Genomic DNA, 24,672 nt, shown 5'->3' on the forward strand with positions numbered 1-24,672 from the left:
ATGGATCACGCAATATATACAGCGATGGGCGCAGCAAGCCAGACGCTCAACCAGCAGGCTGTTACCGCCAGCAACCTGGCGAACGCCTCCACGCCAGGTTTTCGTGCGCAGCTCAACGCGCTGCGTGCGGTGCCGGTAGAAGGGCTGTCATTGCCCACGCGTACGCTGGTCACCGCTTCCACGCCGGGCGCCGACATGACGCCAGGCCAGATGGATTACACCGCGCGTCCGCTGGACGTTGCCCTTCAGCAGGACGGCTGGCTGGCGGTGCAAACGGCTGACGGCGGGGAAGGGTATACCCGCAACGGTAATATCCAGGTGAGCTCCACCGGGCAGCTGACGATTCAGGGGCATCCGGTGATGGGCGAAGCCGGTCCGTTGACGGTGCCGGAAGGGTCAGAGCTGACCATTGCGGCAGACGGGACGATTTCGGCGTTAAACCCGGGCGACCCGGCTAACACCGTTGCGCCTGTCGGTCGTCTGAAGCTGGTGAAAGCGGAAGGCAACGAAGTGCAGCGTGGCGATGACGGGATGTTCCGTCTGACCCAGGCGGCGCAGGCCACGCGTGGCGCCACGTTACAGGCCGACCCGACCATCCGCGTGATGTCCGGCGTGCTGGAAGGCAGTAACGTCAAACCGGTAGAAGCCATGACCGACATGATCGCCAGCGCCCGCCGCTTCGAAATGCAGATGAAAATTATCAGCAGCGTCGATGAAAACGCAGGCAAGGCTAACCAACTTCTGGCTATGAGTTAACAGGACTCCCTATGATCAGTTCTTTATGGATCGCGAAAACCGGTCTGGACGCACAGCAAACCAATATGGATGTGATTGCCAACAACCTGGCAAACGTCAGCACCAATGGTTTCAAGCGCCAGCGTGCGGTTTTCGAAGATTTGCTTTATCAAACGATTCGTCAGCCAGGGGCGCAGTCTTCTGAGCAAACCACGCTGCCGTCCGGTCTGCAAATTGGTACCGGCGTGCGCCCGGTTGCCACCGAGCGTCTGCACAGCCAGGGCAACCTGTCCCAGACCAACAACAGTAAAGACGTTGCCATCAAAGGTCAGGGTTTCTTCCAGGTGCAGCTGCCTGACGGGACCTCCGCCTATACCCGCGATGGTTCGTTCCAGGTGGATCAGAATGGTCAGCTGGTGACAGCGGGCGGCTTCCAGGTTCAGCCTGCGATCACCATCCCGGCGAACGCGCTGAGTATCACCATTGGTCGTGACGGTATCGTCAGCGTCACTCAGCAAGGTCAGGCCGCGCCGGTCCAGGTTGGACAGCTCAATCTGACGACCTTCATGAACGATACCGGGCTGGAAAGCATCGGTGAGAACCTCTACACCGAAACGCAGTCTTCCGGCACGCCAAATGAAAGTACCCCGGGCCTGAACGGGGCGGGGCTGCTGTATCAGGGGTATGTGGAAACCTCGAACGTTAACGTGGCGGAAGAGCTGGTGAATATGATCCAGGTCCAGCGCGCCTATGAAATTAACAGTAAAGCAGTGTCGACGACCGACCAGATGCTGCAAAAACTGACGCAACTCTAAGGTGTAGCCCGGTGCGGTAAACGTCGCACCGGCTCCCTGTTTTCGAAGATGAAGGCAATGCAAAAAAACGCGGCGTTTCGTTATCCGATCCTGACTGTTCTGGCCGTCACCCTCAGCGGGTGTGCCTGGATCCCGTCTAAACCATTGGTACAGGGTGCGACTACCGCCCAACCCGTTCCCGGCCCCGCGCCGGTGGTGAACGGTTCTATTTTCCAGACCGCGCAGCCGATTAACTACGGTTATCAGCCGCTGTTTGAAGACCGTCGTCCGCGTAACGTCGGCGATACGCTGACCATTGTGTTGCAGGAAAACGTCAGCGCGAGCAAGAGCTCGTCGGCGAACGCCAGCCGCGACGGCAAAACCAATTTTGGCTTCGACACCGTACCGCGCTATCTGCAAGGGCTGTTCGGCAACGCCCGTGCGGATGTGGAAGCCTCCGGCGGCAACACCTTTAACGGTAAAGGTGGCGCGAACGCCAGCAATACCTTCAGCGGAACGCTGACGGTAACGGTTGACCAGGTTCTGGTGAACGGCAACCTGCACGTGGTGGGCGAAAAACAGATCGCCATTAACCAGGGTACGGAATTCATTCGTTTCTCCGGTGTGGTTAACCCTCGCACTATCAGCGGCACCAACACCGTACCGTCCACCCAGGTGGCGGATGCGCGCATTGAGTACGTCGGCAACGGCTACATCAACGAAGCGCAAAATATGGGCTGGCTGCAACGCTTCTTCCTTAACCTATCGCCGATGTAAGCGAGGTGACCTATGTATAAATTTCTCTTCGCCGTGGCGCTGTCGTTGGTCGCTACCGTTGCGCAGGCCGATCGCATACGCGATCTCACCAGCGTGCAGGGCGTGCGCGAAAACTCCCTGATTGGCTATGGCCTGGTGGTGGGGCTGGATGGGACGGGTGACCAGACGACCCAGACGCCGTTCACCACCCAGAGCCTGAACAACATGCTCTCGCAGCTCGGTATTACCGTACCGGCCGGGACCAACATGCAGCTGAAAAACGTGGCGGCCGTGATGGTGACCGCGTCTTATCCGGCCTTTGCGCGTCAGGGGCAAACCATCGACGTGGTTGTCTCGTCGATGGGTAATGCCAAAAGCCTGCGTGGCGGTACGTTGCTGATGACGCCGCTGAAAGGCGTCGACAGCCAGGTGTATGCTCTGGCGCAGGGCAACATTCTGGTTGGCGGAGCAGGCGCGTCGGCGGGCGGCAGCAGCGTGCAGGTGAACCAGCTGAACGGGGGACGTATTACCAACGGCGCGATCATCGAACGTGAGCTGCCGACCCAGTTCGGCACCGGCAACACCATTAACCTGCAACTGAATAACGAAGACTTTACGATGGCGCAGCAGATCGCTGACACCATCAACCGCAGCCGGGGCTACGGCAGCGCTACCGCGCTGGATGCCCGCACCGTGCAGATCCGCACGTCAACCGGCAGCAGCAACCAGGTGCGGATGCTGGCCGATATCCAGAATATGGAAGTGAACGTGCCGGTTCAGGATGCGAAAGTCATTATCAACTCCCGTACCGGCTCGGTGGTGATGAACCGGGAAGTGACGCTGGACAGCTGCGCCGTGGCGCAGGGCAATCTCTCCGTCACGGTTAACCGCTCGGCCAACGTCAGCCAGCCGGATACCCCGTTTGGTGGCGGTCAGACGGTAGTGACCCCGCAAACGCAGATTGATTTACGACAGAGCGGCGGTTCGTTGCAGAGCGTGCGCTCCAGCGCCAACCTGAACAGCGTGGTGCGTGCCTTGAATGCGCTGGGTGCAACGCCAATGGATCTGATGTCCATTCTGCAATCCATGCAAAGTGCAGGCTGCCTGCGCGCTAAACTGGAAATCATCTAAATGCTGACCGATAGCAAACTGTTGACCAGTGCCGCGTGGGATGCCCAGTCGCTCAGCGAGCTGAAAACCAAAGCGGGCAAGGATCCGGCGGCGAATATCCGCCCGGTTGCCCGTCAGGTGGAAGGCATGTTCGTGCAGATGATGTTGAAAAGCATGCGTGAAACTCTGCCGAAAGACGGCATGTTCAGCAGTGATTCCACGCGGCTTTACACCAGCATGTACGATCAGCAGATTGCCCAGCAAATGACCGCCGGAAAGGGACTCGGCCTGGCGGACATGATCGTGAAGCAGACCGCAGCCGCTCAGGGACTCCCGCCTGAAGAGGCCCCGCCGCAGGTGCCGCTGAAGTTTGATCTGGAAAAGGTGACCAGTTATCAAAATCAGGCGCTAACGCAGATGGTGCGTAAGGCGATGCCGAAGCCGGCAGAAACGCGTGACGAGCCGCTCTCCGGCGACAGCAAAGACTTCCTGGCGCAGCTCTCCCTGCCGGCGCGTCTTGCCAGTGAAGAGAGCGGCGTGCCGCACCATCTGATTCTGGCGCAGGCGGCGCTGGAGTCGGGCTGGGGGCAACGTCAGATCCGCAGGGAGAACGGCGAGCCGAGCTTCAACATCTTTGGCGTGAAGGCCACCTCCAGCTGGAAAGGGCCGACCACGGAAATCACCACCACCGAATATGAAAACGGTGCGGCAGTGAAGGTGAAAGCCAAATTCCGCGTCTACAGCTCGTATCTGGAAGCGTTGTCGGATTATGTCGGGCTGCTGAGCCGGAACCCGCGCTACACTGCGGTGACCCAGGCCGCCACGCCAGAGCAGGGCGCTCAGGCATTGCAGAATGCCGGCTACGCGACCGATCCAAACTATGCACGCAAGCTGACCAGCATGATCCAGCAGCTGAAATCCATGTCTGAGAAGGTCAGCAAAGCATATAGCACAGATCTCGAAAATCTGTTCTGAAAGTTCTCAAGTCCCGGAGGAGGTTGCCGATAACCTTCATCAGGACTCGTGTCTGAACGTATAAAAGGAACCCCCATGTCCAGTTTGATTAACAGCGCCATGAGTGGCCTCAGTGCTGCGCAGTCGGCACTCAATACCGTCAGTAATAATATTTCAAGCTACAACGTGGCAGGTTATACCCGCCAGACCACCATTTTGGGGGCATCAAACAGCACCCTGACCGGTGGTGGCTGGGTGGGTAACGGGGTCTATGTCTCCGGCGTTCAGCGTGAATATGATGCGTTCATCACCAACCAGCTGCGTGCGGCGCAGAACCAGAGCAGTGGGCTGACCACGCGCTACCAGCAGATGTCAAAAATTGACGACGTGCTGTCGGATACCACGAACTCGCTTTCTGCCAACCTCCAGGATTTCTTTAAAAGCCTGCAAACGCTGGTGAGTAACGCAGAAGATCCGGCTGCACGCCAGACGGTGCTCGGTAAGGCGGATGGTCTGGTAAACCAGTTTAAAACCAACGATCAATATCTCCGCGATCAGGATGCGCAGGTCAATACGGCGATTTCTACCAGCGTCGATCAGATCAATAACTATGCGAAGCAGATTGCTAACCTTAACGATCAGATCTCCCGGCTGACTGGCGTAGGGGCGGGCGCATCCCCGAACGAACTGCTCGATCAGCGCGATCAGCTGGTGAGTGAACTGAACAAGATTGTCGGTGTGGACGTTACCGTACAGGACAGCGGCACGTATAACATCTCTATCGCCAACGGTTACACCCTGGTACAGGGCAGCAACGCAAGTCAGCTGGCGGCGGTGAAATCCAGTGCGGACCCAGCGCGTACGACGATTGCGTATGTGGATGCCGCAGCAGGCAACGTGGAGATCTCAGAAAAACAGATCACCACGGGGTCGCTTGGAGGGCTGTTAACGTTCCGTTCTCAGGATCTGGATCAGGCGCGAAATACCCTCAACCAGATGGCGCTGGCGTTTGCGGATGCCATGAATACCCAGCACCAGGCGGGCTTTGACGCCAACGGAGATAAAGGCGGCAAGCTGTTTGATTTTGGCTCCCCGGCAGTGCTGAGTAACGGCAAAAACACCGGAAGCGCGTCCGTTACGGCAACGATGACGGACAGTACCAAGGTCCAGGCGACAAACTACAAAGTTGAGTACAACGGTACTGACTGGACAATCACGCGTCTGTCGGACAACACCAGCTTCACGGCCAAGCCTGACGCCAGCGGTAATCTGTCGTTTGATGGTCTTAACGTTAAGATTAGCGGCTCAGCCAATAATAAAGACAGTTTCATCGTCAAACCGGTGAATGACGTCATTGTGAATATGGACGTTGCGATCAGCGACGAATCCAAACTGGCGATGGCCTCCGCGCAAGGAAGCGGCGAAAGCGACAATACCAATGGCCAGAAGCTGCTGGATTTACAGAGCGCTAAGCTGGTGGGGGGGAACAAAACCTTTAACGATGCTTATGCCGCGCTGGTCAGTACGGTGGGCAGCACCACGGCGTCGCTGAAAACCAGCAGCGAAACCAAAGTTAACGTGGTGACGCAGCTGACCAAACAACAGCAGTCAATCTCCGGGGTTAACCTGGATGAAGAGTATGGCAACCTGCAACGCTATCAGCAGTACTATCTGGCGAATGCGCAGGTGCTGCAAACGGCGAGCACGCTGTTTGATGCATTGATCAATATCCGCTAAGGCTGAGGCATAAAAATGCGTATTAGTACTCAAATGATGTATGAGCAAAGCATGCGCGGCGTGACGAACTCCCAAAGTCTCTGGCTCAGCTACGGCGAGCAGATGTCTACGGGGAAGCGTATCAACCGTCCATCTGACGATCCGATTGCCGCCTCGCAGGCCGTTGTGCTCTCTCAGGCTCAAACGCAAAACAGTCAGTATGCGCTGGCGCGCTCCTTCGCTACGACGAAAGTCTCGCTGGAAGAGAACGTGTTATCGCAAGTGACAACCGCTATCCAGGCTGCTCAGGAAAAGATTGTCAATGCGGGCAACGGTACGTTAAGTGACGATGACCGCGCTTCGCTGGCCACGAACCTGCAAGGTATTCGCGATCAGCTCATGAACCTGGCTAACAGCACGGACGGTAACGGTCGCTATATTTTTTCCGGTTACAAGACCGAAGCGGCGGCTTTCGACCAGACTACGGGTGATTATAAGGGCGGCGGAACGCCAATCAGCCAGCAGGTTGACTCCGCGCGCACGATGCAAATCAGCCATACGGGCACTGAAGTTTTCGAGAGCTTCACCAGCAATGCGAAGCCAGAGCCAGATGGTAGTAAACCGGAAACGAATTTGTTCAAGATCCTCGACTCCGCAATTGAAGCGCTGAATACGCCGATTGGGGAGGATGAAACGAAAGCCGAGGCGTTTACGGCGGCTATTGATAAAGCCAACCGTGGCCTGAGCAACTCCCTCAACAACGTGCTGACCGTGCGCGCCGACCTCGGCATCAAGCTGGATGAGCTGGGCAAGCTGGACGCTCTGGGTGCAGACCGCGCGCTGGGTCAGACCCAGCAGATGAGTAACCTGGTTGACGTGGACTGGAACTCGGTGATTTCGTCCTACACCATGCAGCAGGCGGCGTTGCAGGCCTCGTATAAAGCCTTTAGCGATATGCAGGGTATGTCTTTGTTCCAGATGAACAGATAAGACTCTGACCTGTTTAACATGTCTTGAAACTGGGCATGTTTTGACTGCCCAACCCGTCCGGGTTGGGCATTTTTTTTACACACTTTCTGCCTGTGCGGACAGCACCCGGGCGCTTTCAATCACTCTGATAGCCAGCGCAATGGCACCACACAGGGTTGCCAGAGCCACCACGCCAGACCAGCCTGCCAGCGTGTAGATATTGCTGCCTAATGCCGAACCCAGCGCCATTCCGATGAAAATGACGGTAAACAGCAGAGCGTTCAGGCGTCCACGGGCCTGCGGCTCAAGGCTGTAGACCAGATTCTGGTGGGCCACGAGGCTGGACTGCAAGCCGAGATCGAAACCGACCGCGGAGAGGGCAATCAGGATCAACTGACCGTGTATACCCAGTGCCGGCATCAGGAACATCAGGGCAAACGAGAGGGTCACCAGCGCGGCACCCAATTGGGTGACTTTACCGGCGCCCAGTTTATCTGCCAGACCACCTGCCAGCGGTGCGGCCAGCGCGCCAGCGGCTCCGGCAATACCAAATCCACCCGCCACGGCGCTGCCAAGGTGATACCGTTCCAGCAGCATGACCGCCAGCGTTGACCAGAATGCGCTAAAGGCAATCGACAGAAAACCCTGGGCCAGCGCGGCCCGACGCAGCGCCGGGTAGCGGCGCCAGAGGTGTTCCATGGAGCGCATCAGCGCCGGGTAGCTCAGCGTGGAGTGAACGGCGAAGCGGGGAAGCACGGCCCACATGACCACGCCGACAAAGGCAATACTTGCGGCGGCCAGCTGATACATCACCCGCCAGCCAAAGGCTTCACCCACCACGCCGCTCACGGTTCTGGAGAGCAAAATCCCCAGCAGCAGGCCGGTCATCACCGTGCCGACCGTTTTTCCCTGTTTGCCTTCCGGCGCGAGGATCGCTGCGGCCGGGACAATATCCTGCGCCATGGTGGCGGCCATGCCAATCAGCAGGCTGGTGAGCAGCAGGGAGTGCAGTTGTCCGGTCAGGCTACAACCCAGCAGGAACAGCGCCAGAGCCGCACTTTTTATCAGGATCAGCGTTCTGCGATCATGACGATCGCCGAGCGGGAGCAGAAACAGGATACCTAAGGCATAACCCGCCTGGGTAAGCGTCGGGACCATGCCCATGCCTTCGATGCTCAGGTTCAGGTCTGAGCCCATCAGCGGCAGCAGAGGCTGGGCATAATAGATGGATGCCACGCTAAAGCCCGCACCGAGCGCCAGCATTAAGATTACCCAGCGGCTTACAGCCCGGGTGGTAGTTGTGTTCATAAGATGTTCCTCATTCGTCGTGTGCGGCTATTTTTTATCAGTACGCCTTGCGACGGTAGCGGGCGCGGTGGTAAAACGCTTATACGTGTAGCGTATGGATGGAAATGATATGAAAAGGCCTGAGCGTATAGATCGGGTAGAACTGATGCGAACGTTTGTTCGCATTGTGGAGGCGGGGTCTCTTTCTGCGGCAGCACGTCAGCTGGCAACAACCCAGGCCACGGTGAGCCGACGGTTGCAGTCGCTTGAGACCATGCTGGGAGTACGCCTGATGCTGCGCACAACCCATACGACCCGGCTGACCGATGACGGCGAACGCTGCTATCAGCATGCCCGACGGGTGATTGAAAGCTGGCTGGCGCTGGAAGACGAGGTAGGGCAGACGGAAGATGAACCGGTTGGGGTGCTGAGGGTGCGCGCCCCGCACGCGTTTGGCCAGGATCAGCTTCTGAAACCGTTAACCGAATTTTTGCAGCGCTATCCCCATCTTTCTGTTGAGTGGATGCTCAACGATCGCTCGGTTGATTTCCTCGGCGACAACCTTGACTGTGCTATTCGGGTGGGTGTGGAAGTCGATCCGGCAACCGTGTCCGTGCTGCTGGCTGAAGTGCCGCGCTCGGTGGTGGCTTCACCGGAATTACTGGCCCGTTATCCCGCGGTTAAAACGCCGGAAGATTTGCAACAGCTTCCCTGGATTGCCATCAGCTCTTTTTATCAACGCCATGTGGAGCTTTTCCACGATGCATCATCTGCCCCGACGCGGGTTACCATTACGCCACGCCTGAGTACCGACAGCCTGTATGTGGCGCGCAATACGGCACTCACCGGGCTAGGCGTTGCGGTGGTATCCAGCTGGACAGTACAGGATGATATTCAGGAAGGACGACTGGCGCATCTACTGCCAGAGTGGCAGCCGGCAGCGCTACCGGTACATCTGGTTTACCCCTGGTCTCGTTATTATCCGGCGCGCTTGCGGCGTTTTCTGGAGCTGATGCGGCAGATAATGCCGGAGGTCACCGGAATGAGAAAGCCCCTGCAACAGCCATAAAAAAGCCGACCCGAAGGTCGGCTTTCAGTATTAGCGTGCGTTATTCAACAGGCTGAGGACGAGTAGCTGGCGCAGTAGCCATGTGCGTTGCACTGTGACCACCGGCAGCACCTTTGCCTTCGAAGTTGAATGCCGGACGAACCCAGTCGCTATGGCGTGGCGCTTCAGGCACATACTCAGGTGCCGGGGCGCGAGTCATCGGCGCGGTAGCAACGTGAGCAGGCGCTACAGCTGCAACGACCTCAATCGGCTCTGATTTCACTTCAGGCGCTTTGACCTCTTCGACAACAGGTTCAACCTGAATCTCGACGTCCTGAACAACCTCTTCAGTCACCGTTTCGACGGTAACGTCAGCGGGCTCTTCTGCTGCGGAGACTGGCTCAGCGTCTTCTGTGACTTCTTCAGCCACCACGGTATCTTCTTCGGCAATGATCTGCGGAGCGGCATCAACCGGCGCAGCAATGACTTCAGGATGGGTCGTTTCCACTTCCACAGCCTGCGGTGCCGCTGTGTCAATAACCTGCGGTTCAACCACGGTTGCCGCTTCAGTCACGACGTCTTCCACCGCTGCTATTGGTGCAATCACCTCTTCGGCCACAGTCTGTTCTTCAACAGCCTGCTCTGGGCGAGCAACCGGATAACGGATCCAGACTTTACCGGATGCCATCTCTGGTGACGCACACGCCACGGTCAATGGCATTGGCGACTGAGTTGGGTAACGCTCGTCACGGTAACGACGACGACGCTGACCGCTCACGCGCAGATGACGCGGAGAACGACGGGAGCGACGCGGCATACCTGCGTTGTCACGGTTTTCGCTGCTTTCGTCCTGCTCAACCTGATTTTCTACTACGGCTGGCAGGTCAACTTTCGCAACCTGTGTACCCGTTGTGCTTTCTGCTGCTTCAACCGCGATAACGTCGTTTTCTTCCGCCTGAACAGCACCCACACGCACTTTCTGGGTCAACTGACGCTGCTTACGACGCGGCATAACCTGAGTACGCTCTTCCTGCTCCGTGTCCTGCTGTTCAACAGGCGCTTCGCGGTTCAGGTTTTTGACTTCCTGCTGGGCCTGGCGTTTCTCGTCGTTACGACGACGGTTACGCTCGCGGCGAGGTTGCTGCTCGTCACGCTGTTTGCTCTTCTCGGACTCATCGCCCGCCTGCTGGCGAATCTCACGATCTTCAACGTTCTGCTGCTGCTTCTCGCGACGGTTGCGACGGTTGTCCTCGCGTTGTTCACGACCTTCGTTGTTCTCGGAACGATTATCACGGCGCTCGTTACGATCGCTACGGTCATTACGATCGCGACGATTGTTCTGACGCTTACGACGGTCCTGCTGACGCTCTGGTTTCGCTTCTTTTGGCGCTTCTTTCGGCTGCTCAGGCTGAACTTCTTCGCCAGCAAACATTTTTTTCAGCGCGCCGAAGATGCGGCTCAGGAGACCCGGCTGCTCAGGCTGCGCTTTTGCCGCGGCAGGGGCCGCCTTTTGCACGGCAGGTTTTGCCGCTGGTTTTTCCAGCGTCGCTTCCGGCGGGGCTTCCGGCATGATGAAGGTTGCTAATGCAGGCTGCTCAGGCAGTTTACGCTCGGCAGGCTCTTCATCCGATGGCAGCGCCATTTCTTCTTCATGAAGCTTCGGCAGCAGGTAGCTGAGGGTGCTTGTCTCTTCACCTTTACGCACGCGCAGCACGTGATAGTGCGGGGTTTGCATCTCGTCGTTTGGCACGATGATGCAGCGAACGCCGCCCTGACGCGCTTCGATTGCGCTCACCGCTGCACGTTTTTCGTTCAGCAGGTAGGAGGCAATCGGCACCGGAACAATGGCGTGAACCTCTTTGGTGTTCTCTTTCAGCGCTTCTTCTTCAATCAGACGCAGAATAGAGAGGGAGAGCGATTCATTGTCACGCACGGTACCTGTCCCGGAACAGCGCGGGCAGACGTGATGGCTGGACTCGCCGAGTGACGGGCTCAGACGCTGACGGGACATTTCCAGCAGGCCGAAGCGCGAGATATGGCTAATCTGGATACGCGCGCGATCCTGGCGCACCGCTTCACGCAGACGGTTTTCAACCGCACGCTGGTGGCGAACCGGGGTCATGTCGATGAAGTCGATAACAATCAGACCACCCAGGTCGCGCAGGCGGAGCTGGCGGGCGATTTCATCAGCGGCTTCTAGGTTGGTGTTGAAGGCAGTCTCTTCGATGTCGCCGCCGCGGGTTGCACGCGCGGAGTTGATGTCGATAGCGGTCAGCGCTTCGGTGGTATCGATAACGATAGAACCGCCGGACGGCAGACGCACTTCACGCTGGAAGGCAGACTCGATCTGGGATTCAATCTGATAGTGGCTGAACAGCGGGATTTCACCGGTGTACAGTTTAATTTTGCTGGTGAAATCCGGGCGACCCAGCGCGGCGATGTGCTGGCGAGCCAGCTCAAGCACTTTCGGGTTATCAATCAGAATTTCACCGATGTCCTGACGCAGATAATCACGGAAGGCACGCACAATGACGTTGCTTTCCTGGTGGATCAGGAACGGAGCAGGACGGCTTTCAGCCGCTTTCTTGATGGCTTCCCAGTGCTTCAGACGGAAGCTCAGGTCCCACTGCAATGCTTCGGCAGATTTGCCGACGCCTGCGGTGCGCACGATAAGGCCCATGCCGTCTGGCAGCTCGAGACTTGCCAGCGCTTCTTTCAGCTCTGTACGGTCATCACCTTCGATACGGCGAGAGATGCCACCCGCACGCGGGTTGTTTGGCATCAACACCAGATAGCTTCCTGCCAGACTGATAAAGGTGGTCAGTGCGGCACCTTTGTTGCCACGCTCTTCTTTATCGATCTGGACGATAACTTCCTGACCTTCACGCAGAACATCTTTAATGTTCGGACGGCCATGGGAGTTGTAGTTTGCAGGAAAATATTCGCGGGCGATTTCTTTGAGAGGAAGGAAACCGTGACGCTCAGCACCGTAATCGACAAATGCAGCTTCAAGGCTTGGTTCAATGCGGGTGATTTTGCCTTTGTAAATGTTCGCTTTTTTCTGTTCGTGTCCAGGACTTTCGATATCCAGATCGTACAGGCGCTGCCCATCCACAAGGGCGACACGCAACTCTTCTTGCTGAGTTGCGTTGATTAACATTCTTTTCATCGTAACTTACTCGTTATTCTTACATTGACGACAAAGCTGCGGGCAAGGTGACGCTTTCCGGGGTATGAACCGATGGCCTCGTGTCTATTCACGTCGCCAACCTCACGGTTGTCGCTCGCTTAAGAGGCGCAGAGTGTCGGTTGCCTGTGTTTCATACGGAAACACAGCGCAATTATCAGGGGAATTGCCTGGGAAAACTCTCCAGAGAACAATCCTTATACCGGGAAGTACTGCAACCCGCAGCCCGCTAACTGCCTGAAAGATCAATACGTCTTACGCCATTGCTGCGTGGATGATCGGTCAGACAAAATTGGTCATTCCGTCGACATCCTTACAAAACCCGGATTTAACGCGGAAAACGGATTCATTATTCCACTGCTCGCCGGGTTATAGCAAGATGACTTTTACCAATTATCACCCGGTTACTCACAGTTTCTTCACTTCAACGGGGTGATTGGTTTAATAACCACCAAATCGATTGCGCGAAAGGGGAGCGGTCCGGATAAAAGTAAATATAAGCATAGAAAAATGAGTGGCGCTAATGCCTGACGCTATTTAGAATCGCCAACCATGAAAACAGAGACTCCAGCCGTAAAAATGGTTGCCATCGCCGACGACGAGGCGGGGCAACGTATCGATAATTTTTTGCGCACCCAGCTGAAGGGTGTGCCAAAAAGCATGATTTATCGCATCTTGCGTAAGGGCGAGGTGCGGGTGAACAAAAAACGCGTGAAGCCAGAGTATAAGCTCGAGGCGGGCGATGAAGTCCGCATTCCACCGGTACGTGTTGCAGAGCGTGAAGAAGAGGTCGTTTCTCCGAAGCTGCAAAAAGTCGCGGCCCTGAGCGACGTTATCCTTTATGAGGACGACCACATTCTGGTGCTGAATAAACCGTCCGGAACGGCGGTACACGGGGGGAGCGGCCTGAGCTTCGGCGTGATTGAAGGGTTACGCGCGCTGCGCCCGGAAGCGCGTTTCCTCGAACTGGTTCACCGTCTTGACCGTGATACCTCTGGCGTGCTGCTAGTGGCGAAAAAACGTTCTGCGCTGCGTTCACTGCATGAACAGCTGCGCGAAAAAGGGATGCAGAAAGATTATCTGGCGCTGGTGCGCGGCCAGTGGCAGTCCCACGTGAAAGTGGTGCAGGCGCCGCTGCTGAAAAATATTCTGCAAAGCGGCGAGCGCATTGTTCGTGTTAATCAGGAAGGGAAACCGTCTGAGACGCGCTTTAAAGTTGAAGAGCGCTACGAATTCGCCACGCTGGTGCGCTGTAGTCCGGTGACGGGGCGTACTCACCAGATTCGCGTCCATACCCAGTTTGCGGGCCATCCGATTGCGTTTGATGACCGCTATGGCGATCGCGAATTTGATAAGCAGCTGGCGGGGACGGGGCTATCGCGTCTGTTCCTGCATGCGGCAGCGCTGAAGTTCACCCATCCTAATACCGGTGAAGTTATCCGTATTGAAGCGCCGCTGGATGAGCAGCTCAAACGCTGTCTAAAAGTTCTGCGCGGCTGATTTTGTGCCGGGTAGCGCTGCGCTTACCCGGCCTACATGTTTTTCTCCCTCTCCCACAGGGAGAGGGCCGGGGTGGGGGCATCAGGCCGCAACGGTCACATCGTCAGCGGATTACACTCTTCTCGCCTTAACATCTGGCACAGCGCAATCAGCGGCAACCCCACCAGCGTATTGGAATCGCGGCCATCGAGCTTGTCGAACAACGCAATCCCTAGTCCTTCACTTTTAAAGCTCCCTGCACAGTTCAGCGGACGTTCCCGACGCACATAATCCATAATCTCCTGTTCGCTAAGATGACGGAAGTGCACATCAAACGGCTCGCACTCGGTTTGCAGATGACCGGAAGCCGAATTATAAAGCGCCAGGCCGGTATAAAAGGTCACGATACTGCCTCGCGCACGCAAAAGCTGCTGGCAGGCGATTTCTTCCGTATACGGTTTGCCGGTGATTTCGCCGTCCAGCACACAAACCTGATCGGAGCCTATAATCAGATGAGCGGGGTAACGTACGGCCAGCGACTGTGCTTTCTCTTTCGCGAGACGGGTCACCAGATGACGCGGTGACTCGCCCGGCTGTGGCGTTTCATCCACCTCCGGCGCAGCGCATTCAAACGGGATCCCGAGCTTTTCCAGCAGCATTCGGCGATAAGGTGAAGTGGAAGCAAGGACGAGATTTGGCATATTTTTATCACCAGATATAGCGTATCGATGCCAGCCATTTTAAACTACAGGCCGCAATGTGTGCGAATAATTGGCAAAAGGCAGCTCTGGTTGCCTTTTTCTTTGACTCTATGACGTTACAAAGTTAATATGCGCGCCCTATGCAAAAGGTAAAATTACCCCTGACTCTTGATCCGGTTCGTACGGCTCAAAAACGCCTCGATTACGAAGGAATCTATTCTTCCGATCAGGCTGAGCGTATTGCCGAATCTGTAGTCAGTGTGGACAGTGATGTAGAATGCTCCATGTCGTTCGCTATCGACAACCAGCGTCTCGCCGTGTTAACCGGTGATGCAAAGGTGACGGTAACGCTCGAATGTCAGCGTTGCGGGAAACCGTTTGTACAGCATGTTCACACAACGTATTGTTTTAGTCCGGTTCGTTCTGACGAACAGGCTGAAGCACTCCCGGAAGCGTACGAGCCGATTGAGGTTAACGAATTCGGTGAAATCGATCTTCTGGCGCTGGTTGAAGATGAAGTCATCCTCTCCCTGCCAGTCGTTCCGGTGCATGATTCTGAACACTGTGAAGTGTCCGAGGCGGACATGGTCTTTGGGGAACTGCCTGATGAAGCGCAAAAACCAAACCCATTTGCCGTATTAGCCAGCTTAAAGCGTAAGTAATTGAGGAGTAAGGTCCATGGCCGTACAACAGAATAAACCAACCCGTTCCAAACGTGGCATGCGTCGTTCCCATGACGCGCTGACCGCAGTTACCAGCCTGTCTGTAGACAAGACTTCTGGTGAGAAACACCTGCGTCACCACATCACCGCTGACGGTTTCTACCGCGGCCGCAAGGTTATCACTAAGTAATCACGCGTCAGCGTGATTAGGCTTAGTGAGGAACTTCCCCGTGCAAACGGGGAGTTTACCGAACCAGGCTGCGACGATACCTTGACACGTCTAACCCTGGCGTTAGATGTCATGGGGGGAGATTTTGGCCCTACCGTGACAGTGCCTGCAGCATTGCAGGCACTGAATTCTAATTCGCAACTCACACTTCTTTTAGTCGGTAATCCCGACACAATCACGCCATTACTTGCAAAAGCTGACTTTGAACAACGTTCGCGTCTGCAGATTATTCCTGCGCAGTCAGTTATTGCCAGTGATGCCCGGCCATCGCAGGCTATTCGTAATAGCCGCGGCAGCTCTATGCGAATGGCGCTGGAGCTGGTGAAAGAAGGGCGAGCGCAGGCTTGCGTCAGCGCGGGAAATACTGGCGCGCTGATGGGGCTGTCGAAATTATTGCTCAAGCCGATTGAGGGCATTGAGCGTCCGGCGCTGGTGACGGTGTTACCGCATCAGCAGAAGGGCAAAACGGTGGTGCTGGATCTGGGCGCTAACGTGGATTGTGATAGTACAATGCTGGCTCAGTTTGCCGTTATGGGGTCGGTGCTGGCAGAAGACGTGGTCGGGATTAACAATCCCCGCGTTGCGTTATTGAATATTGGTGAAGAAGAGACCAAAGGTCTGGACAGTATCCGCGACGCTGCGGAAATACTCAAACAGGTCCCCTCCATCAACTATATTGGTTATCTCGAAGCCAATGAGTTGCTGACGGGCAAAACGGATGTATTAGTGTGTGATGGCTTCACCGGAAACGTGACGTTGAAGACCATGGAAGGGGTCGTACGAATGTTCCTTTCTCTGCTGAAATCGCAGGGAGACGGTAAAAAAAGGTCCTGGTGGCTGATTATATTAAAGCGTTGGTTACAAAAAAGCCTGACGCGGCGATTCAGTCACCTCAACCCCGACCAGTATAATGGCGCCTGTCTGTTAGGATTGCGCGGCATCGTGATTAAGAGTCATGGCGCCGCCAATCAGCGAGCATTTACCGTCGCGATTGAACAGGCAGTGCAGGCGGTGCAGCGTCAAGTCCCTCAGAGGATTGCCGCTCGCCTGGGATCTGTATTAGCTAAAAGTGACTGAGCGTACATGTATACGAAGATTTTAGGTACCGGCAGCTACCTGCCAAAACAAGTGCGTACCAACGCCGATCTTGAAAAAATGGTAGATACGTCTGACGAGTGGATTGTCACGCGCACAGGTATCCGTGAACGTCGTATCGCCGCGCCAGACGAAACTGTGTCCACCATGGGCTACGAAGCCGCTCAGCGAGCGCTTGAGATGGCTGGCATTGATAAAGAACAGATCGGGCTTATTGTGGTGGCGACCACCTCTGCCACGCATGCCTTCCCAAGCGCAGCGTGCCAGGTGCAGAACATGCTCGGCATCAAAGGCTGCCCGGCATTTGATGTTGCAGCAGCATGCGCGGGTTTCACCTATGCACTGAGCATCGCCGATCAGTATGTAAAATCGGGCGCCGTAAAATATGCGCTGGTGATCGGCGCTGACGTGCTGGCGCGTACCTGCGATCCAACCGATCGCGGCACGATCATTATTTTTGGCGATGGCGCGGGCGCGGTGCTGCTGGGGCAGTCCGAAGAGCCGGGCATCATCTCCACGCACCTGCATGCCGATGGCCGCTACGGCGAGCTGTTAACGCTGCCTAACGCCGATCGCGTTAATCCGGACAGTTCAATTTACCTGACAATGGCAGGTAACGAAGTGTTTAAAGTGGCCGTGACTGAACTGGCTCACATCGTTGATGAGACGCTGGAAGCGAACAATCTGGACCGCGCCGCACTCGACTGGCTGGTACCGCATCAGGCTAACCTGCGTATTATCAGCGCGACGGCGAAGAAGCTGGGCATGTCTATGGATAACGTTGTGGTGACGCTCGATCGCCACGGCAACACCTCTGCGGCATCGGTACCGTGCGCATTTGACGAAGCGGTACGCGATGGACGAATTAAACGGGGCCAACTGGTCTTGCTTGAAGCCTTTGGTGGCGGGTTCACCTGGGGTTCCGCGCTGGTTCGTTTCTAGGATAAGGATTAAAAAATGACGCAATTTGCTTTTGTGTTCCCGGGACAGGGCTCGCAAACTGTTGGGATGTTGTCTGAAATGGCAGCAAACTATCCGGTTATTGAAGAGACTTTCCGTGAAGCTTCTGACGCGCTGGGTTATGATCTGTGGGTGCTGACCCAACAGGGCCCCGCTGAAGAACTGAACAAAACCTGGCAGACTCAACCGGCACTGCTGGCGGCATCCGTCGCATTGTGGCGCGTATGGCAGCAGCAGGGCGGCAAAGCGCCGACGCTGATGGCGGGTCATAGCCTCGGTGAATACTCTGCGCTGGTCTGCGCTGGCGTGATTGCCTTCGCTGACGCGGTACGCCTGGTTGAATTGCGTGGTAAATTCATGCAGGAAGCGGTGCCAGAAGGCACGGGCGGCATGTCTGCCATCATCGGTCTGGATGATGCTTCTATCGCTAAAGCCTGTGAAGAATCTGCTGAAGGTCAGGTCGTTTCTCCGGTAAACTTTAACTCGCCAGGCCAGGTGGTAATCGCGGGTCATAAAGAAGCGGTTGAGCGTGCAGGCGCTGCCTGTAAAGCTGCGGGCGCAAAACGTGCACTGCCCCTGCCGGTGAGCGTGCCGTCTCACTGCGCGCTGATGAAGCCCGCAGCCGATAAGCTCGCGGTTGAGCTGGAAAAAATGACCTTTAACGCACCGACGATTTCCGTTGTGAATAACGTCGATGTGAAGTGCGAAACCGCGCCGGAGGCTATCCGTAACGCGCTGGTTCGCCAGCTCTACAGCCCGGTTCAGTGGACTACAACTGTTGAATTTATGGCGTCTCAGGGCGTGGAACATCTGTATGAAGTCGGTCCAGGTAAAGTACTTACCGGTCTGACAAAACGTATTGTAGATACCCTGACTGCCTCGGCGATTAACGAGCCGGAAGCCATGAAAGCGGCACTCTCGCAATAAAAGAGGAATACCATGAGTTTTGAAGGAAAAATTGCCCTGGTGACCGGCGCAAGCCGCGGTATTGGGCGCGCTATTGCTGAAACACTGGTTGCGCGCGGCGCAACGGTGATCGGGACTGCGACCAGCGAGAATGGCGCACAGGCCATCAGCGACTATCTGGGTGCGAACGGTAAAGGTCTGGTACTGAATGTGACTGAACCAGCATCTATCGAATCTGTTCTGGAAAATATTCGCGCAGAGTTTGGCGAAGTGGATATTCTGGTCAATAATGCCGGGATCACTCGCGACAACCTGCTGATGCGAATGAAAGACGACGAGTGGAACGATATTATCGAAACCAACCTGTCATCTGTATTCCGTCTGTCAAAAGCGGTAATGCGCGCTATGATGAAAAAGCGTCATGGTCGTATTATCACTGTAGGTTCTGTGGTTGGTACCATGGGAAATGCTGGTCAGGCTAACTACGCTGCGGCGAAAGCAGGTCTGATCGGTTTCAGTAAGTCGCTGGCGCGTGAAGTCGCGTCCCGCGGAATTACTGTAAACGTTGTTGCTCCGGGCTTTATTGAAACGGACATGACGCGTGCGCTAACTGATGAGCAGCGTGCGGGTACGCTGGCGGCAGTTCCAGCGGGTCGTCTTGGCGACCCTAAAGAAATCGCCAGCGCGGTTGCATTTTTAGCCTCTGACGAAGCGGGTTACATCACTGGTGAAACCCTCCACGTCAACGGCGGGATGTACATGGTTTAATCACGATCGAAAATATTTGCGTTATTTGGGCAAATGGCCTCAAAATAACGTAAAATCGTGGTAAGACCTGCCGGGATTTAGTTGCAAATTTTTCAACATTTTATACACTACGAAAACCATCGCGAAAGCGAGTTTTGATAGGAAATTTAAGAGTATGAGCACTATCGAAGAACGCGTTAAGAAAATTATCGGCGAACAGCTGGGCGTTAAGCAGGAAGAAGTTGTGAACTCCGCTTCCTTTGTTGAAGACCTGGGCGCAGATTCTCTTGACACCGTTGAGCTGGTAATGGCTCTGGAAGAAGAGTTTGATACTGAGATTCCGGACGAAGAAGCTGAGAAAATCACCACCGTTCAGGCTGCCATTGATTACATCAACGGTCACCAGGCGTAAGTGAACATCTCCAGGCGGTCATTCGACCGCCTGAGTTTTATCTTTTGTTGTCCCACGAATCTCTTTTTTTATCCCTCCCTGGAGGACAAGCGTGTCTAAGCGTCGTGTAGTTGTGACCGGACTTGGCATGTTGTCTCCTGTCGGCAATACCGTAGAGTCCACCTGGAAAGCTCTCCTTGCCGGTCAGAGCGGCATCAGCCTAATCGACCATTTCGATACTAGCGCCTATGCAACGAAATTTGCTGGCTTAGTAAAGGATTTTAACTGTGAAGAGATCATCTCGCGCAAAGAACAGCGCAAGATGGATGCCTTCATTCAATATGGAATTGTCGCTGGCGTTCAGGCCATGCAGGATTCTGGCCTTGAGATTACGGAAGAGAACGCGACCCGTATCGGCGCCGCTATCGGCTCCGGGATTGGCGGTCTTGGACTGATTGAAGAAAACCATACATCTCTGATGAATGGCGGCCCGCGTAAAATCAGCCCGTTCTTCGTTCCGTCTACGATTGTCAACATGGTGGCAGGTCACCTGACCATTATGTTCGGCCTGCGTGGCCCAAGCATCTCAATCGCGACAGCCTGTACGTCTGGCGTGCATAACATCGGCCAGGCCGCGCGTATCATTGCGTACGGCGATGCAGATGCTATGGTTGCGGGCGGCGCTGAAAAAGCCAGTACCCCACTGGGCGTCGGTGGTTTCGGTGCAGCGCGTGCGCTCTCTACCCGAAACGATAATCCTCAGGCGGCGAGCCGTCCGTGGGATAAAGACCGTGATGGTTTCGTGCTGGGTGACGGTGCAGGCATGATCGTACTGGAAGAGTACGAACACGCGAAAAAACGTGGCGCGAAAATTTATGCTGAAGTTGTTGGCTTTGGCATGAGCAGCGATGCTTATCACATGACGTCTCCTCCAGAGAATGGCGCAGGTGCTGCGCTGGCGATGGAAAACGCCATCCGTGATGCGGGCATTACGCCGGCACAGATTGGCTACGTTAACGCGCATGGGACGTCTACCCCTGCGGGCGATAAAGCAGAAGCGCAGGCTGTTAAGTCTATCTTCGGCGAATCTGCCAGCCGTGTGCTGGTGAGCTCCACGAAATCCATGACCGGTCACCTGCTGGGCGCTGCGGGGGCAGTAGAGTCAATCTACTCTATTCTCGCGCTGCGCGATCAGGCTGTACCACCAACCATCAACCTGGATAACCCGGATGAAGGTTGCGATCTGGACTTCGTTCCTCACGAAGCGCGCCAGGTTAGCGGTATGGAGTATACCCTGTGTAACTCCTTCGGCTTCGGTGGGACTAACGGTTCTCTGATCTTCAAAAAGGTCTGAGTCTGGTTGGTCGCTGACGATAAAAAAGGTCCGCTTGCCGGGCCTTTTTTATTAGGCGAAATCCCCTTGTCCGGCTGTTCACATCCTGCCAGACTGAGCCTCCACGCATAAGGAGCCACTATGTTTTTGATTAATGGCCTTGAGCAAGACACGCTGCCGGCAAGCGACAGGGCGACCCAGTTTGGCGATGGCTGTTTCACGACTGCGCGTATTCTCGACGGTGACGTGTGCCTGCTCGGGGCCCATATCCTTCGTTTACAAAAAGCCTGCGAAACATTACTGATCCCCTTCTCGCAGTGGGACATTCTTGAAAGTGAGATGCGTCGGCTGGCGTCAGAAAAAGCAAGCGGCGTCCTGAAAGTCATTATCAGCCGCGGGAGCGGTGGCCGGGGCTATAGCGGTTCTGCCTGTCTGCATCCTACGCGGATCCTTTCCGTTTCAGATTATCCTTCCCATTATGCGCACTGGCGTGAAGAGGGCGTAGCCGTGGCGCTAAGTCCGGTACGTCTGGGAAGAAACTCGATGCTCGCTGGCATAAAACACCTCAACCGCCTTGAACAGGTGCTAATTCGTACTCATCTTGAGCAGACGGAGGCCGGGGAGGCGCTGGTTCTTGACAGCGAAGGGTACATTACGGAATGCTGTGCGGCTAATTTACTCTGGCGGAAGGGCAGTGACGTGTTCACGCCTTCGCTGGAGCAGGCCGGCGTCAACGGCATTATGCGGCAGTTTTGTATGCACCAGCTGGCACGCGCAGGCTTTCGCGTTGTCGAAGTCAACGCTAAGGAAGAGGCGCTGTTGGCTGCCGATGAAGTCGTTATCTGCAATGCGCTGATGCCCGTTGTCCCCGTTCGCGCTTATGGCCGCAAATGCTGGTCATCCCGCGAGCTGTTCCAGTTTCTGGCCCCGTTATGTGAGCAAACCAGGTAGTCATGAAGAAAATGTTACGCTTTGTCCTCCTTCTGATCGTTGCGTTAGGTCTCGCTGGCGGAGCGGGAGTGTGGAAAGTCCGTCAGCTGGCGGAGAGTCAGATCCTGATAAAAGACGAGACGATTTTTACCCTGAAAGCGGGGACCGGGCGGCAGGCGCTTGGTCAGCAGCTGTATGACGACAAAATTATCCTTCGCCCACGCGTATTCCAGTGGCTGCTGCGTATTGAACCGGACCTGTCCCATTTCAAAGCCGGTACCTATCGCTTTACCCCTGGCATGACCGTGCGCGAGATGCTGCAACTGCTGGAAAGTGGTAAAGAAGCCCAGTTCCCGCTGCGTTTCGTGGAAGGTATGCGTCTGAGCGATTACCTCAGGCAGCTGCGTGACGCGCCGTACATCAAGCATACGCTGAAAGATGACCGCTATCAGACCGTGGCAGACGCCTTAAAATTCGAACATCTCGAGTGGGTGGAAGGCTGGTTCTGGCCCGATACGTGGATGTATACGGCAGGCACGACGGATGTGGCCATTCTGAAGCGCGCGCACAACAAAATGGTCGCGGCGGTAGACGCTGCCTGGGAAGGGCGAGCTGAAGGCCTGCCTTATAAAGATCAAAACCAGTTCATGACGATGGCCTCGATCATCGAGAAAGAGACGGCCGTTGCTGCCGAACGTGACCAGGTTGCCTCGGTGTTTATTAACCGTCTGCGCATCGGCATGCGTTTGCAAACCGATCCTACCGTCATCTACGGCATGGGCGAAAACTACAACGGCAGGATTTCCAGAAAAGATCTGGAGACGCCAACGGCGTATAATACCTACGTGATTAGCGGCCTGCCGCCTGGACCGATTGCGACGCCGAGTGAAGCATCGTTGAAGGCCGCCGCGCACCCGGCCAAAACGCCGTATCTCTATTTTGTGGCTGACGGAAAAGGGGGGCACACGTTCAATACCAACCTGGCCAGCCACAATCGCTCCGTTCAGGACTATCTGAAGGCACTTAAGGAAAAAAATGCGCAGTAAATACATTGTCATTGAGGGACTCGAAGGGGCGGGCAAAACAACTGCCCGTAACGTGGTGGTGGATACGCTTACGTCGCTTGGCGTTGCCGATATGGTCTTCACCCGCGAGCCGGGCGGTACGCAGCTGGCGGAAAAACTGCGCAGCCTGGTTCTGGATATCAAATCCGTTGGCGATGAAGTTATTACCGACAAAGCGGAAGTGCTGATGTTCTATGCGGCGCGCGTTCAGCTGGTGGAGACGGTGATCAAACCCGCTCTGGCAGAAGGGAAATGGGTGATTGGCGATCGCCACGATCTCTCAACCCAGGCATATCAGGGCGGTGGCCGGGGTATCGACCAGACCATGCTGGCTACGCTTCGCAACGCGGTTCTGGGCGATTTCCGTCCTGACCTGACGCTGTATCTGGACGTGACCCCTGAGGTGGGCCTGAAGCGCGCCCGTGCCCGCGGCGAACTGGACCGCATTGAACAGGAATCTTTTGATTTCTTTAACCGCACCCGTGCGCGTTATCTGGAGCTGGCCGGGCAGGACAACACCATTCGTACCATCGATGCGACGCAATCCCTTGAAGACGTTACGCGTGATATTCAGCAGACTGTTACGCAGTGGCTACAGGAGCAGCAGGCATGAAATGGTATCCATGGTTGCGCCCACACTTTGAACAGCTGATCGGCAGCTATCAGGTTGGTCGGGGGCATCATGCGTTACTGATCCAGGCGCTTCCGGGAATGGGTGATGATGCGTTGATTTACGCCATCACCCGCTTTCTGATGTGCCAACAGCCGGAAGGACATAAAAGCTGCGGTAAGTGCCGGGGTTGCCAGCTCATGCAGGCGGGCACGCATCCTGACTATTACACCCTCGAACCCGAGAAGGGCAAAAATACGCTCGGTATCGACGCGGTGCGTGAGGTCAGTGAGAAACTGTACGAATATGCGCGTCTGGGCGGGGCGAAAGTAGTGTGGCTGAAAGACGCCGCGCTGCTCACGGAAGCCGCAGCCAACGCCCTGTTAAAAACCCTGGAAGAGCCGCCAGAGAACACCTGGTTTTTCCTCTCCTGCCGCGAGCCGGAACGCTTGCTGGCGACGCTGCGCAGTCGCTGCCGTCTTCACCACCTCGCTGTCCCTCAGGAATCCTGGTCGCTCGCCTGGCTTGAGCGAGAAGTGACGGTGTCACAAGGCGCGGCGCGCTCGGCGTTGCGCCTGTGCAGCGGTGCGCCTGCGGCTGCGCTGGCCTTATTGCAGCCGGAGGTGTGGTCCCAGCGTGAAACGCTGTGTCGTGCGGTTGAATCAGCCCTCGACAGCCATGACTGGCTGAGCATGCTGCCAGCGCTGAACAGCGATCAGGCTCCGGAACGGCTGCACTGGCTGGCCGCACTGCTGCTGGATGCGCTCAAAATCCAGCAGGGGGCTACGCTTCTGACTAACCCTGACGTGTGGGCGTTGGTCACCACACTTGCGAATCGCCTGTCAGGGCAGTCGCTGCACGCTATCCTTCATGATATCTGCCAGAGTCGTGAACAACTTTTGACGGTAACCGGTCTCAATCGCGAGCTTTTACTGACCGACCAGTTACTGCGTATCGAACACTACCTGCAACCGGGTGTCATACCGCCGGTTTCCCACCTCTGAGAGAG

The 24,672-nt window shown here is 56.0% G+C and carries 24 protein-coding genes; 21 read left to right on the forward strand and 3 right to left on the reverse strand.

Features of this window, described 5'->3' with window-relative positions; genetic code table 11:
- The 7 genes from ACOTXD_RS11335 (at position 1) to flgL (ending at position 7,055) form a co-directional block, all read left to right on the forward strand.
- Entirely contained in the window at positions 1 to 756 is a 756-nt protein-coding gene (locus ACOTXD_RS11335; RefSeq protein WP_058656911.1) for a flagellar basal body rod protein FlgF, read from the forward strand.
- Positions 757 to 767: 11 nt separating this feature from the next.
- The gene (gene flgG, locus ACOTXD_RS11340) at positions 768 to 1,550 is read left to right on the forward strand and encodes a flagellar basal-body rod protein FlgG (protein WP_000625853.1); all 783 of its coding nucleotides are present in this window, start codon (positions 768 to 770) and stop codon (positions 1,548 to 1,550) included.
- A gap of 57 nt (positions 1,551 to 1,607) precedes the next feature.
- The gene (flgH, locus tag ACOTXD_RS11345; RefSeq protein WP_003857987.1) at positions 1,608 to 2,306 is read left to right on the forward strand and encodes a flagellar basal body L-ring protein FlgH; all 699 of its coding nucleotides are present in this window, start codon (positions 1,608 to 1,610) and stop codon (positions 2,304 to 2,306) included.
- Between the two features lie 12 nt (positions 2,307 to 2,318).
- Positions 2,319 to 3,416 carry a flagellar basal body P-ring protein FlgI gene (locus ACOTXD_RS11350; RefSeq protein ID WP_003857984.1) on the forward strand — a complete coding sequence of 366 codons (1,098 nt, stop codon included), beginning with the start codon at positions 2,319 to 2,321 and terminating at the stop codon, positions 3,414 to 3,416.
- The gene (gene flgJ / locus ACOTXD_RS11355) at positions 3,417 to 4,370 is read left to right on the forward strand and encodes a flagellar assembly peptidoglycan hydrolase FlgJ (protein WP_061856377.1); all 954 of its coding nucleotides are present in this window, start codon (positions 3,417 to 3,419) and stop codon (positions 4,368 to 4,370) included. It abuts the gene before it with no gap.
- 75 nt (positions 4,371 to 4,445) lie between these two features.
- A complete protein-coding gene (flgK, locus tag ACOTXD_RS11360; RefSeq protein ID WP_003857979.1) occupies positions 4,446 to 6,086 on the forward strand; it encodes a flagellar hook-associated protein FlgK in 1,641 nt (546 codons plus the stop codon).
- 15 nt (positions 6,087 to 6,101) lie between these two features.
- The gene (gene flgL, locus ACOTXD_RS11365; RefSeq protein ID WP_421766412.1) at positions 6,102 to 7,055 is read left to right on the forward strand and encodes a flagellar hook-associated protein FlgL; all 954 of its coding nucleotides are present in this window, start codon (positions 6,102 to 6,104) and stop codon (positions 7,053 to 7,055) included.
- Between the two features lie 75 nt (positions 7,056 to 7,130).
- On the opposite strand, the gene ACOTXD_RS11370 is transcribed toward flgL, so the two are convergent.
- A complete protein-coding gene (locus ACOTXD_RS11370; protein WP_003857976.1) occupies positions 7,131 to 8,342 on the reverse strand; it encodes an MFS transporter in 1,212 nt (403 codons plus the stop codon).
- A 109-nt stretch (positions 8,343 to 8,451) separates the two neighbouring features.
- On the opposite strand from ACOTXD_RS11370, the gene ACOTXD_RS11375 reads away from it, so the two are divergent.
- The gene (locus ACOTXD_RS11375) at positions 8,452 to 9,390 is read left to right on the forward strand and encodes a LysR family transcriptional regulator (RefSeq protein ID WP_198531431.1); all 939 of its coding nucleotides are present in this window, start codon (positions 8,452 to 8,454) and stop codon (positions 9,388 to 9,390) included.
- Between the two features lie 40 nt (positions 9,391 to 9,430).
- Here ACOTXD_RS11375 and rne read toward each other — a convergent pair whose 3' ends face one another.
- Positions 9,431 to 12,538 carry a ribonuclease E gene (gene rne / locus ACOTXD_RS11380; RefSeq protein ID WP_061856380.1) on the reverse strand — a complete coding sequence of 1,036 codons (3,108 nt, stop codon included), beginning with the start codon at positions 12,536 to 12,538 and terminating at the stop codon, positions 9,431 to 9,433.
- Positions 12,539 to 13,108: 570 nt separating this feature from the next.
- Here rne and rluC point away from each other — a divergent pair.
- On the forward strand, positions 13,109 to 14,056 hold the full coding sequence (rluC, locus tag ACOTXD_RS11385) for a 23S rRNA pseudouridine(955/2504/2580) synthase RluC (RefSeq protein WP_003857970.1): 948 nt from the start codon (positions 13,109 to 13,111) through the stop codon (positions 14,054 to 14,056).
- Between the two features lie 95 nt (positions 14,057 to 14,151).
- Here the strand turns inward: rluC and ACOTXD_RS11390 are convergent, their stop codons facing one another.
- The gene (locus ACOTXD_RS11390; protein ID WP_003857968.1) at positions 14,152 to 14,736 is read right to left on the reverse strand and encodes a Maf family protein; all 585 of its coding nucleotides are present in this window, start codon (positions 14,734 to 14,736) and stop codon (positions 14,152 to 14,154) included.
- Positions 14,737 to 14,876: 140 nt separating this feature from the next.
- On the opposite strand from ACOTXD_RS11390, the gene yceD reads away from it, so the two are divergent.
- The 12 genes from yceD to holB all read left to right on the forward strand — a co-directional run bounded on the left by yceD (position 14,877) and on the right by holB (position 24,667).
- A complete protein-coding gene (yceD, locus tag ACOTXD_RS11395; RefSeq protein ID WP_003857966.1) occupies positions 14,877 to 15,398 on the forward strand; it encodes a 23S rRNA accumulation protein YceD in 522 nt (173 codons plus the stop codon).
- A 16-nt stretch (positions 15,399 to 15,414) separates the two neighbouring features.
- A complete protein-coding gene (gene rpmF / locus ACOTXD_RS11400) occupies positions 15,415 to 15,588 on the forward strand; it encodes a 50S ribosomal protein L32 (protein ID WP_003857964.1) in 174 nt (57 codons plus the stop codon).
- An 81-nt stretch (positions 15,589 to 15,669) separates the two neighbouring features.
- Positions 15,670 to 16,704 carry a phosphate acyltransferase PlsX gene (gene plsX, locus ACOTXD_RS11405; RefSeq protein WP_153677011.1) on the forward strand — a complete coding sequence of 345 codons (1,035 nt, stop codon included), beginning with the start codon at positions 15,670 to 15,672 and terminating at the stop codon, positions 16,702 to 16,704.
- 6 nt (positions 16,705 to 16,710) lie between these two features.
- Positions 16,711 to 17,664, forward strand: coding sequence for a beta-ketoacyl-ACP synthase III (locus ACOTXD_RS11410; RefSeq protein ID WP_003857960.1), 954 nt, complete (start codon positions 16,711 to 16,713; stop codon positions 17,662 to 17,664).
- Between the two features lie 15 nt (positions 17,665 to 17,679).
- Positions 17,680 to 18,609 (forward strand): ACP S-malonyltransferase, encoded by a 930-nt coding sequence (fabD, locus tag ACOTXD_RS11415; RefSeq protein ID WP_061856382.1) that lies wholly within the window; start codon positions 17,680 to 17,682, stop codon positions 18,607 to 18,609.
- 12 nt (positions 18,610 to 18,621) lie between these two features.
- Positions 18,622 to 19,356, forward strand: coding sequence for a 3-oxoacyl-ACP reductase FabG (gene fabG, locus ACOTXD_RS11420; protein WP_003857956.1), 735 nt, complete (start codon positions 18,622 to 18,624; stop codon positions 19,354 to 19,356).
- Between the two features lie 154 nt (positions 19,357 to 19,510).
- Positions 19,511 to 19,747 (forward strand): acyl carrier protein, encoded by a 237-nt coding sequence (gene acpP / locus ACOTXD_RS11425; RefSeq protein ID WP_003857954.1) that lies wholly within the window; start codon positions 19,511 to 19,513, stop codon positions 19,745 to 19,747.
- Between the two features lie 91 nt (positions 19,748 to 19,838).
- Positions 19,839 to 21,080: a beta-ketoacyl-ACP synthase II gene (fabF, locus tag ACOTXD_RS11430; RefSeq protein ID WP_003857950.1), complete on the forward strand. Its 1,242-nt coding sequence runs from the start codon at positions 19,839 to 19,841 to the stop codon at positions 21,078 to 21,080.
- Between the two features lie 120 nt (positions 21,081 to 21,200).
- Positions 21,201 to 22,010, forward strand: coding sequence for an aminodeoxychorismate lyase (pabC, locus tag ACOTXD_RS11435; RefSeq protein ID WP_061856383.1), 810 nt, complete (start codon positions 21,201 to 21,203; stop codon positions 22,008 to 22,010).
- Between the two features lie 2 nt (positions 22,011 to 22,012).
- Complete coding sequence (yceG, locus tag ACOTXD_RS11440) at positions 22,013 to 23,035, forward strand: cell division protein YceG (protein WP_061856384.1); 1,023 nt, start codon at positions 22,013 to 22,015, stop codon at positions 23,033 to 23,035.
- Positions 23,025 to 23,666: a dTMP kinase gene (tmk, locus tag ACOTXD_RS11445; RefSeq protein WP_061856385.1), complete on the forward strand. Its 642-nt coding sequence runs from the start codon at positions 23,025 to 23,027 to the stop codon at positions 23,664 to 23,666. The genes yceG and tmk overlap by 11 nt, the downstream gene beginning before the upstream one ends.
- A complete protein-coding gene (gene holB, locus ACOTXD_RS11450; RefSeq protein ID WP_061856386.1) occupies positions 23,663 to 24,667 on the forward strand; it encodes a DNA polymerase III subunit delta' in 1,005 nt (334 codons plus the stop codon). Before tmk ends, holB begins: the two co-directional genes overlap by 4 nt.
- Positions 24,668 to 24,672: the final 5 nt, after the last annotated feature.

Origin of the sequence: Enterobacter cloacae complex sp. CDL013, from assembly GCF_049238805.1 — a bacterium.
Taxonomy (GTDB): domain Bacteria; phylum Pseudomonadota; class Gammaproteobacteria; order Enterobacterales; family Enterobacteriaceae; genus Enterobacter; species Enterobacter hormaechei_C.